A 10,369-nucleotide genomic window follows, 5' to 3' on the forward strand; every position below is an offset into this window, starting at 1 on the left:
CAACAATTGACATAATATACATTATGCGAAATCGAGGGGGCGTCCGGTGAGGGGGCCGGAGCCGTCGAAGCCCGACCCGTGGGCCGCCCTCTGGGTCGCTGAATGCGACCAAGAAACTTAGGCCAAATCGCCCAAAGTCTTATGCAACTTCAGCCAAGAAACTTATGCTAGCGGCGCCAACTGCCAACAAACTTGTGCAACGGGAAAATTTCTGCCTAAGTTTCTAGGCCACTGCAGCGCTGCGCCGTCGGCTCTCAAATCTAGATGAGGGGCAGCCGAGGCTCCTGCAGAAACGCTCATTGGCCACCTAATACACTGTTTTCATTGAATTAGCTGAGTCGAGCTAAAATTAGCAAGATCGAAGAATTCCGGCTAATGCGGCGGCACGCTTGAACCGCCTACCGCATGCGAGGTCACCAAACTGTGCGACCTGTCGCCCAAGTTAGGCCTGTTCCTTCTTGGCACGTGCTGCTCGTTGGGAACGGCCGGGGTGACGTACCTTCTTCGGCTTCGGTTGAGCCTGTTTGTTCAAAACTCTCTCAAGCCCCGCGATCTGTCCAGCGTAGCGTGCGATCTCCTTTTCGGAGCCGCGCAGCTGGTCGCGGACCGCTCCAAGCTCGTTCCTGAGGATTGTCTCGGCGTCTCGATGCGACCGTTCGGCGACCTCCAGCCGCTGCTGCCACTGCTTGGTTTCCTGTCGGAGCCGATCGACCTCCTGATGGGCGCGATCCTCGAGGTTGCGCACGTACGCCTCCTGCCGGGCGCGTTCCGTGGCTGCGGCGTGCTGCTGCTCGGCCAACAGGCCCCGAAGACCGTGAAGCTCAGCACTCAACTGATCGCACTGTGTCTGCAAACGGTTCCGCTGTTGGGCCAGATCGGCCCGAAGGGCGTGGCTGTCCTGCAATTGGGCATCCAGGGTGGCGCAGGCGTGCTCGGCCAGATCCTTCGACGCTAGGGCCTGGGCGCGATCAGCCTCAGCGGCCTCCAGACGGGTGCCCCAATCTTGGCGTTCGGTGGCCAGTGTGTTCCGGTCGGTCTCCAGCGCTGCCTGCTCCTCGACAAAGCGCCCAGCGATCGCCTGGTTGGCGTGTTCGGTGGCCAGTTGCCACAGCGTCATCATCGCCTGCCCGACAGGTGCCGGCAGATCCGGCAGTGCGCTGAGCCGGCGTAACCGCTCGCCGAGCTGGCTGCGCCACACGTCGAGCATGCGCGTCACTGTGTTGGGCGAGCCGGTGCCGAGCTCGGTGCGCACTTTTTCGATGGTGGGATTCTCGCCGACACCCAGGATGGCGTCGGCGGCGGCGTTGACCTGGTGCTGGGTGATGCCACGCGGCATGAAACGGTCTCCTCGATCGGTGCCCTGCCCTCTGGCATTCTTACTCACGATAAGTGATGATTATCGTGGCTAGACGCCCTACTTCGTAGTATACATTACATAGTATGAAAGATAATTCCCTGATTCCGACCCTCGCCCAGCCGGCCTCCAGCCTGACGCTGCCGATTCAGCTGGCGCAGCAGGCCGCCGACGCGGTGCGCGAATTGCTCGCGGAAGCGGCCGCCGCCAACACCACGCGCAGCTATGCCAGCGCCTTGCGTTACTGGGCCGGTTGGCACGCGGCGCGCTACGGCGTGGCATTCTCCCTGCCGGTACCGGAGGCCACGGTGCTGCAGTTCGTGGTCGATCACGTCGTACGTCGCTCGGCCGAAGGTGACCTGGCGTGGGAGCTGCCGCCCGCCGTGGACCGGACGCTGGTGGGCGCCGGCCTCAAAGCCAAGCTTGGCCCCTGGACGCTGGCGACGGTACGTCATCGGGTCGCGGTGCTGTCGACCGCGCACCGGCTCAAGCAGGTGCTGAACCCGTGCGAGCAACCGGCGATCCGCACGGTGCTTAGCCGCGCTGCCCGGGCGGCCGTGAAGCGCGGCGTACGGCCGCGCAAGAAGACCGCCATCACCCTGGCCGAGCTCGAGGCGATGCTGGCGACCTGCGACGACAGTCTCGAGGGTATACGTGATCGCGCCCTGCTCTGCTTCGGCTTTGCCAGCGGTGGCCGCCGGCGCAGCGAGATCGCCGCGGCCGATCTGCGCGACCTGCGCCGCATCGGTCCGCAGGGTTATATCTACCGGCTGGAACACAGCAAGACGCAGCAGGCTGGCGTGACCGCGTCGTCGGCACCGGACAAACCGATTCTGGATCGGGCGGCCCAGGCGCTGGAGGCCTGGTTAACTGCGGCCGCGATCACCGAGGGGGCGATGTTTCGGCGGCTGTGGAAGCAGCGCGTGGGCCCTGCCCTGTCCCCGGCGGCGGTGGGCGAAATCGTGCAGCGGCGGGCGCGGCTCGCCGGGCTGGAGGGGGATTTCGGCGGGCATAGCCTGCGGTCGGGGTTTGTGACCGAGGCGAGTCGCCAGGGGGTCTCACTGCCAGCGATCATGCAGATGACCGAACACCGTGCGGTATCCAGCGTGATGGGGTACTTCCAAGCAGGCGGCGCAGCAGATAATCCGGCCGCGCGCCTGCTTGAGGACAACTAAACAGCAGGCGGAGAGGCATTCGGCTGGGATCTATCCGGATCCAACTGATTGGTCTCCCGTCACATCCATGCGACCATGATCGCCAGCGGGCGAGTGCATAGCCGGGCATATGCCCGGGAGGCCTTGTTTCCAGCGACCAAAGGACTGGGGGGCAGATGACATCATCAAACGCCGGTGGGAGCACCGCCTTCGGTGCGGGCGATTCCGCGCTGGGTTACCTTTACCAGATCCGGGTTGCGCTGCTTACATCATTGCGCCGAATCGACCCGGGCTCAGATGCTGACTTCTCCATCTATCTCGAGACGTTGGACGACGTGGTTTTTGAGTCGATCGGGACACCTCTCGAGCTGTTCCAGCTCAAGCATCACATCAATTCCCAAGCCAACCTAACGGATGCTTCCCCTGACATTTGGAAGTCGTTGCGCATCTGGATCGAAGGACGCGCATCCGGAGACATCGCTCCGGACGACCGCCTGATCCTAATCACGACCCACGCTGTCGCAGAGGGGTCAATCGCGAGCCGTCTTCTTGCAGTCTCCCGCGATGAAGTCTGTGCAGTTACGGTGATGCAGGCGACTGCCCAGACGTCGACCAACGCGATCAACAAGCCGGCGTATGAACTCTTCCTTGCTCTATCCAAGCAGGAGCAGGCTGCGTTGGTCTCGTCGATTGTGATTGCCCCGAGTTCATCGAACATCGAGCAAGTGGGCCAAGACATTAGGCATGAGATACGCCTCACAGTGAAGCGCGACCACATTGATTCCTTCCTGTCGCGGCTTGAAGGTTGGTGGTTTACCGCTTCCCTCAAACACCTAATAGGGGGTTCCAAAGTCCCAATAAATAGCGGCGATCTGCAGGCGCAGATGGATGACATTCGTGAGCAGCTCGTCAGTGCGCTTCCCGTCGACAACGACATTCTTGAGCACATGGTCGACATGACCAGCTATGAGAACGAGATATTCGTGCATCAAGCTCGGCTGGTTGGCGTCAATGATCGGCGCGTGCTTGCCGCCGTGCGCGACTACTACCGCGCGTTCGAACAACGGTCCCGATGGGTCAGAGAGAACCTCGTGATGGTTGGAGATATCGAAAGGTATGAGCTAACGCTCTGCGAAGAGTGGGATCTCACGTTTAACCGTGCGCTCGACGATCTAGGTCAAGAGGAAGCCGAAGCCGCGCAAGGTCAGATGGCCAAGATGATCTACCAGTGGGTGGAGACATCGTGTTATCCCATCCAGAAAAATGTGGACAACCCGAGCATTAGCCGCGGCTCTTTACACATGTTAGCCAATGATTTGAGGGTGGGCTGGCATCCCCAATTCATGTCGAGGTTACAGCACTTACTCGGAAGCCGGATGCAGACCTTATGAACGAAACTACCCGGTATCAACCACAGGATGCCTCTTGGCGTCGCCAGCCGGTGGAGCAGCTTCGTCTGCTTAACCCAGCATTCTTGGGAACGCTGCTCTATTGCGCCGCAAAGGGGCACCAGCAGGAATCCCAAGACCAGGACGGTCTTCCTTATGCGCTCGCCTTTGTAGCGCTTCCCGTCGTGTTGCATAAAGCAACCCGGGAAACCCTGCCTCGGGCGATCAACACCAGCCTGGCAGCGTGGCTAAGCGTGAATACTTCCGCTCAGGTCGGCTTTCCTCATCGAGCCCGAGCGCTTGCTCCGCTGGTTCGCCAGGCCGTGGCGGTATCGTCAGCGGGAGGGCTCATTGAGCTCCAAGGCTCAAGCATCGTTCCTTCCGCCACAGTAAGGCGGATCAATCAGTACGGTTCCCAGTCGGCCTCCCAGGAAGTTATCAACTGCGCCAAGAAGGCCGTCTTCGTTGGCCGCTGGTTTGCGACCTCCGGCGACTATCCCACCGTAATGGCCCTATGGGGCGTGCGGCCATGAGCATTCAAATCCTCGACATCGTCATTTACTCTGCCGGTCGCGACCCACGCACCATTTCCCTGAAGCCCGGCAAAGTCAACATCATCACGGGCGAGTCCGGCACCGGCAAATCTTCGCTGATTGATATCGTCGATTACTGCTTGGGCAGCAGCACGTGCAACATTCCGCACGGAATCATGGCTCGGACGATCGATTGGTATGCATTGCGCATGACCGATGGAAGTTCAGAGCACTTCGTTGCGAGACGAGCCCCGGATCGCGGGAAGACGACGACGACGGACGCCTACTACCTGACGGGATCGACCCTGTCGATTCCCCCCATCGACCGGCTGACGGTCACCACGACCATCGATGCGGTGATGGCTCGAATAGAACTGGCTACGGGAATCGGCTCGAACCGTCATACGCCTCCCGAGGGGGCAACACGGCCGGAACTGTCGGCGAGCATAAGGCACACGCTGGCGTATGTGTTCCAGAAGCAAACGGAGATATCGCAGCCTGGCTTCTTGTTCCATGGGCAGAGCGACCATTGGGTTGCGCAGAGCATCAAAGACACGTTTCCCTACTTCATCGGCGCCGTTGAGGACGACCATGTCGAGCTGTCAGCTCGTCTACGCGCGCTCCGCCGAGACCTCCGGTCCAAAGAGACCGAGCTTGCTCGATCGCTGTCACTGACCGGCGAAGCGCGAGTGGACGGGTTGGTTGCTGAAGCCAAAGGCGTTGGCCTCATCCCGCAGGAGTTCGTGGCCGAGTCCTTCTCGGACGCGGTCGACGCCCTGCGTGCAGCCGGCCAAACCACTGCCGAAGAACAGCTCGAGATAGTTGCATCCCAGGTTGACCAGGTGGAGCTCGTTCGATTGAGCAGTGAGCGAACCGGTTTGCGGGCGAGGCTCCATAACGTCAACGACGAATTGCAGGCGATGACCGCGCTTCGGAAAGAAGAAGGCGGCTATGCCAGTGAGACTGGCGAGCAGATCGCTAGGCTTGAAAGCATCGACTTGCTGGACGACTCAGAAACCAATGACTGCCCAGTTTGTAGCCAACGATTGCCCTCAACCATGCCGACGGTGGAGGAACTCCGAACTGAGCTTGGGCGGGCAAGGGATCAACTCAAGAATGTTCTCAAGCACACGCCGGGCCTGGACACCTTAATTTCAGAGAAGGCAACTGAGCTGGACTCTCTGAAGGGTGCGCTCCGGAACAACTGGTCTACCCTCGAATCACTTCGCGCGTCCGATGCCCGCCTTCAGTCCATGCGGGACGCGGCGTCTCGGAGGGCCCACGTTCTGGGACGCATCAGTCTGACGCTGGAATCCCTGCCGACTACGCAGGACAGGGAGAAGTTCAACAACGAGATAGCTGCGCTACGCGAGCAGGTGGAGGCCATCGAATCCCTGCTAAGCGATGCGAACACCCAAGAGCGCACCTCTTCGATCATGAACCGACTCGGCGATTTGATGACCCGCTGGGCACGACACCTTGAGCTGGAGCATAGCGGAATTCCCTTCCGTCTTGACCCCAAGAAGCTACTGGTCGTCGCCGACTCGGACGATGGCCCGATCCCCATGAATCGGATGGGCAGCGGCGCTACGTGGCTTGGTTGCCACTTGATTGCGCTGTTGGCCTTGCATGATTTCTTTGTTCGCAAGAACCGACCTGTGCCTCGGTTCCTTTTCCTCGATCAGCCCTCACAGGTTTACTTCCCCGCTGATCAGGGTCGGAATGTGAACCAAGTCGACGTCCACGACGAAGATCGCATCGCCATAGTTAGGATCTTCAGACTGATTCAACAGGTCGTCCAAGACTTATCGCCGCGCCTGCAGGTCATTATCACTGAACATGCTGACATCACCGAGCCGTGGTACCAAGAAGCGGTCATTGAGCGCTGGCGAGACGGCGTCGCCTTGGTGCCAGCCGAGTGGGATGACGGGCGCAACGTAGGCACCCCCTCCTAAGACTAGCCGTGATATGGCCACCGTTGGCATACGCGTCAAATCCCACTTTAGCTTCGGTGTCGAATGCTGTCTTCTTTACCAGATAACAGGCTTTATGGGTAAGAGAATGCAACGGTGTTGAAGCGCAAAAAATGGGGTATCCGGATTTCACTGTTGGATCGACCGTCTGACGTCGCACTCGAATTGTCCGTCCTCGGTGTGGGAAATGGTTTCAGTGACCTAATCCCATCAAGCGCAATAGATGGGCAGCATCGTTCCAGAGATCGACGGAGGGGGCTAGTGACGATGCTACGGCGCAAACGAAGGCTAGTCACTGTTGTTCCACAATCCGCTGAAGATTTAGCGACCCCAAGCCGCGCCCAAATTGGTTCCAATCGTCCCCTGCCCCCGATAACAGTCGCTGATCGCCACGATCACCTACGCCCGCTAGGCTTCTGCGTTAGGGCCGATCCTGCAGCCGACCGAGCTGCCTTGCTTGAGCCGGCATTCTTAAGCGCCTTAGATGCCGCCGAAGCTGCACCAGAGGACGTCGTTTTTGATGTGCTTCTCTGAGAAAGCGCCGAACCCGCAGCCGATTTCGCTGACTTGCTAGATCCGCTGTCGCGCAAAACCTTTGAGGCCGATGACGCTGCACGCTTACTTGTTACTTCCGACTTGGCCATTTTGAGCTCCCATTTGACTGTTTAGCTTCGTTGCGATGTCGTTAGTCGACGGATTTTTTAGAACAAAAAGCGCTAGAACAACAAGAATGGCGGCAAACACAATGGATGAAACAACACCGCCGGCAACGTTCATTCCAAATTGCGGCAACCATCGGCCGAGCTTTTGTATCTCAGCCACCACAATTCCTTGGGCTATCTCTTTCCGATACGCATCGTCGAATTCTTCGACCGCTTCTGCTCCGTAACTCTTCAGAGCATTCTCTGCCTCAGCTCTTGCTCTTACCAGCACGCTTTCGGGTTGTGATTCATACCACGTCCGAATGTCATCCGGCGCCGGCGAAACACCTGTGGTTTTAAGGTGATGTTTCACCCACTCGATTCGCTGCTCCTCAACCACCGCAAACGCCAATAATCCCAGCAGCCAATTTTCCTCGGACTCCTCAACCAATACCTGATAGATGTCATCCGGTCCAGAATATTTGTCCATTCTTTCCCCCAACGCTTGCCACAAATGTGTGTCTGCCTCTTCAAACTAGGCGCCCACTATTAAGTCTAGTCTTCTTTCGGCGCCGTTCGCCTGATCTCTCGCCATTCCGGGTCATCGAAAATTGTCGGTGCAGTACCAATCGAGGCCACAAGTGCTCGTGTGACCTCCGTGGCGCGCTCGGTAATGAAAAATTCGTGCGCGAATTTAGCCCCTACCCGATTGATGTCATCGGCAATGGGCAACTGCCCCTCGACCGATGAACCAATCAACGCTCGCTCAGTCGAGATGGGCAAGGCAACCAACGCCGGCGGATTGTCTTTGTGCAAGACGGCGCTCATGCCCTTTCCATCTGCGGAAAACGCCACGACATGTACGTCGGACAAGATAAGCATCTCGCCTGGGAAGTGAGCTACCGACCATGTCAGTTGCTGAAACAGGGCAACGCGGGGGGCAGGATCTAGCCCCTTACCAAGTGCCTTAAGGTGGGTTTGCTCCGAACGTTCGACGGCCTCCTGCTCGAACCTGTTTGCCCCGCTCTCAATGATTTCAGAAAGCTCTCTTTTGAAGACTGGATCCGATTTCTTCCGCTGAATTTCGGCCCTCGCCCGGTTCTTGAACAGGTGTCTCTGCCCCGGCGTCAGTGTCACACGACGCTTTGCTGCCTCCTCCTCGATCATCCGCTCGAGCTCCGCGTCGTCAATACGCTGCGCGCCTCGTTCGAGCAGGCGTTCATCATTTGCGTAGCTCCGCATCAGCCCGCCCATCTCCCGGAACCCATCTTCTAGAAGCGAGCGCATGTGCTTCGCACGAATCACCAGATGCGTCGCCAGTGAAGCGATCTGGGGGATGTCGTCGTCTGAGAGCAGCTCGCCCAGATTGAGCCGACGAACCACCGGCGCCAGCCTGCTCTCGAGGCGGTCGATCGCGTCGTCGATGGACTCAGGCCCTTCCTTGCCGTAGAAGTTCCGCTGCGCACCAATGCTCATAACGTTGCGGGCGTGCATCACGCCACGCGACTTGTGGTGCTCAACAGCTTTGTAGACGGGGCTTTTCATAGTCCCTCCTTTCGTGGCGAAGCCACGCATGAGGAACTGCGGTAGGTAGTGCTGATTGACGCCAGACATCGTGTATCCCCTGATCGGCTTCGCCGAGCATAGGGCTGCGTGGTCTCACCGGTCGAGACAAGAAGCACCCGGGCTGGATAGCGCATGCAAAATCACAAGCCAGAGCCATAACCTGACGATGTCCGGTTGCTACTGTATCCTTCCTGTTCTCAGAGTCTGCGCTTGGACATCCCACGGTTGCTCGCCTGTGAGGTACTGCTGCATCTATGGCTTGCTGTTCGAGCTGAACCATTTGTCCCAGCAAGAGCTTCTCTGTTTCATCGTCTTCGCAGAGATCCATGGGCTCTACCCCGCTTGTTCGACGAAGTTCGTCGCCACATGCGTGTCGAACACCAAACACTACGGTTTGCGCACCGAGAAGATTTCCATCGGCTGGATGAGGCGGTTCACGGCTGTCTTCAAGGATTGCATCGGTCGCCCTATTCCCGATAACACGGGCTAATCGCCCTGCCCTAGGTCCGAAATCGGCCAAGAGCGGTCGTTCGCTGGGTCATCGAGATCGATCGTAGAGTGGCAAGCAGCGGAACGGTCGCTGCGTGCGGGAACCCCCATGTCTGTGTCTGATAGCGTCAGAGCGGAAGGCCGATTGCCTGGTCATGCGCCGGCATTCGAGCACGAATTTTCCTGCGAGAGCATTGATCCGTAGTATACGAAACGTATATCCTTCGTATATTCAAACTTTTTTGGCAGGAATTTCATGGGCATTGTAAAAATAGACGACGAGCTTCATGCGGAGGCCCGCAAGGCAAGCACTGTCATGTGCCGGTCCATCAACGCCCAAGCCGAGTTCTGGATGAAGGTCGGGATGCTCGCCGAAACCAATCCGACGTTGTCCTTCAACGACATCATGAGGACGCAGTTCGAAACCGCAGAAGTGATGGTGGCCGGCAAAGAGGCTGCCTGAAGTGGTCAAAACCCCGGAAGAAGTGACACTCATGAGAACGTCGGGCAAGTTGCTCGCGTCCGTCTTCGAGATGCTGGACGGGCAGATGCTTGACGGCATGTCGACTATGCAGATCAATGACCTGGTCGAGCAATTCATCACGGTAAATCTCGCCGCCCGACCGGCAAGCAAAGGGCAATACGGCTTCAGATACGTTTTGAACTGCTCACCCAACCATGTGGTTTGCCACGGCGTACCCGATTCGGACGCGATCATCCAAGACGGCGACATCATCAATCTCGACATCACCCTCGAAAAGAACGGTTTCATCGCGGATTCCAGCAAGACCTATCTCGTGGGCAATGTGTCGCCTGCTGCGCAACGGTTGGTGCGAGTGACCCAAGAAGCGTTGTGGAAAGGGATCAAGCAGGTTCGTCCGGGAGCGCACTTGGGCGATATAGGTTTCGCAATCGAACGACACGCCAAAACGAACGGCTATTCGGTGGTACGCGAATATTGCGGTCATGGGATCGGTCGGGAGATGCACGAGGACCCACAGGTACTTCACTACGGTCGGCGAGGAGCCGGGCTGAAGTTGAGACAAGGGATGGTGTTCACCATCGAGCCGATGCTGAACCAAGGAACCCGGATGGTCTCGACAGAACGCGACGGGTGGACGGTTGTCACTAAGGACAGGAAGCTGTCTGCTCAATTCGAGCATACCGTTGCCGTTACCGCGGACGGTGTCGAAGTGCTGACTTTGCGCAATGACGGGGCTTAACGATGAGCCTTCGAGTGCTTCCGCTGACACGGTGAAGCACTTCCTGAA

At 58.5% G+C, this 10,369-nt stretch carries 9 protein-coding genes; 6 read left to right on the forward strand and 3 right to left on the reverse strand.

From position 1 onward, the window contains the following. Positions 1-442: 442 nt before the first annotated feature. Complete coding sequence (locus tag B1991_RS15765; protein WP_136259634.1) at positions 443-1,336, reverse strand: DNA-binding protein; 894 nt, start codon at positions 1,334-1,336, stop codon at positions 443-445. A gap of 104 nt (positions 1,337-1,440) precedes the next feature. Here B1991_RS15765 and B1991_RS15770 point away from each other — a divergent pair, with 104 nt between their 5' ends. The 4 genes from B1991_RS15770 (at position 1,441) to B1991_RS15785 (ending at position 6,384) form a co-directional block, all read left to right on the forward strand. Beyond that, positions 1,441-2,529 (forward strand): site-specific integrase, encoded by a 1,089-nt coding sequence (locus tag B1991_RS15770; RefSeq protein WP_136259635.1) that lies wholly within the window; start codon positions 1,441-1,443, stop codon positions 2,527-2,529. 155 nt (positions 2,530-2,684) lie between these two features. After that, positions 2,685-3,899 (forward strand): ABC-three component system protein, encoded by a 1,215-nt coding sequence (locus B1991_RS15775; RefSeq protein WP_136259636.1) that lies wholly within the window; start codon positions 2,685-2,687, stop codon positions 3,897-3,899. Next, a complete protein-coding gene (locus B1991_RS15780; protein ID WP_136259637.1) occupies positions 3,896-4,429 on the forward strand; it encodes a three component ABC system middle component in 534 nt (177 codons plus the stop codon). The genes B1991_RS15775 and B1991_RS15780 overlap by 4 nt, the downstream gene beginning before the upstream one ends. Then, on the forward strand, positions 4,426-6,384 hold the full coding sequence (locus B1991_RS15785) for a DUF3732 domain-containing protein (RefSeq protein WP_246031205.1): 1,959 nt from the start codon (positions 4,426-4,428) through the stop codon (positions 6,382-6,384). The genes B1991_RS15780 and B1991_RS15785 overlap by 4 nt, the downstream gene beginning before the upstream one ends. A gap of 636 nt (positions 6,385-7,020) precedes the next feature. Here the strand turns inward: B1991_RS15785 and B1991_RS15795 are convergent. Both B1991_RS15795 and B1991_RS15800 read right to left on the reverse strand, forming a co-directional pair. After that, entirely contained in the window at positions 7,021-7,533 is a 513-nt protein-coding gene (locus B1991_RS15795; RefSeq protein ID WP_136259640.1) for a hypothetical protein, read from the reverse strand. 65 nt (positions 7,534-7,598) lie between these two features. Then, positions 7,599-8,657, reverse strand: coding sequence for a DUF4238 domain-containing protein (locus B1991_RS15800; protein ID WP_136259641.1), 1,059 nt, complete (start codon positions 8,655-8,657; stop codon positions 7,599-7,601). A gap of 697 nt (positions 8,658-9,354) precedes the next feature. On the opposite strand from B1991_RS15800, the gene B1991_RS15805 reads away from it, so the two are divergent. Continuing rightward, the gene (locus B1991_RS15805; RefSeq protein WP_136259642.1) at positions 9,355-9,561 is read left to right on the forward strand and encodes a ParD-like family protein; all 207 of its coding nucleotides are present in this window, start codon (positions 9,355-9,357) and stop codon (positions 9,559-9,561) included. A 1-nt stretch (position 9,562) separates the two neighbouring features. Next, the gene (gene map, locus B1991_RS15810) at positions 9,563-10,321 is read left to right on the forward strand and encodes a type I methionyl aminopeptidase (protein WP_136259643.1); all 759 of its coding nucleotides are present in this window, start codon (positions 9,563-9,565) and stop codon (positions 10,319-10,321) included. Positions 10,322-10,369 lie beyond the last annotated feature (48 nt).

The organism is Rhodanobacter lindaniclasticus (assembly GCF_004799035.1).
GTDB classification, from domain to species: Bacteria; Pseudomonadota; Gammaproteobacteria; order Xanthomonadales; family Rhodanobacteraceae; genus Rhodanobacter; species Rhodanobacter lindaniclasticus.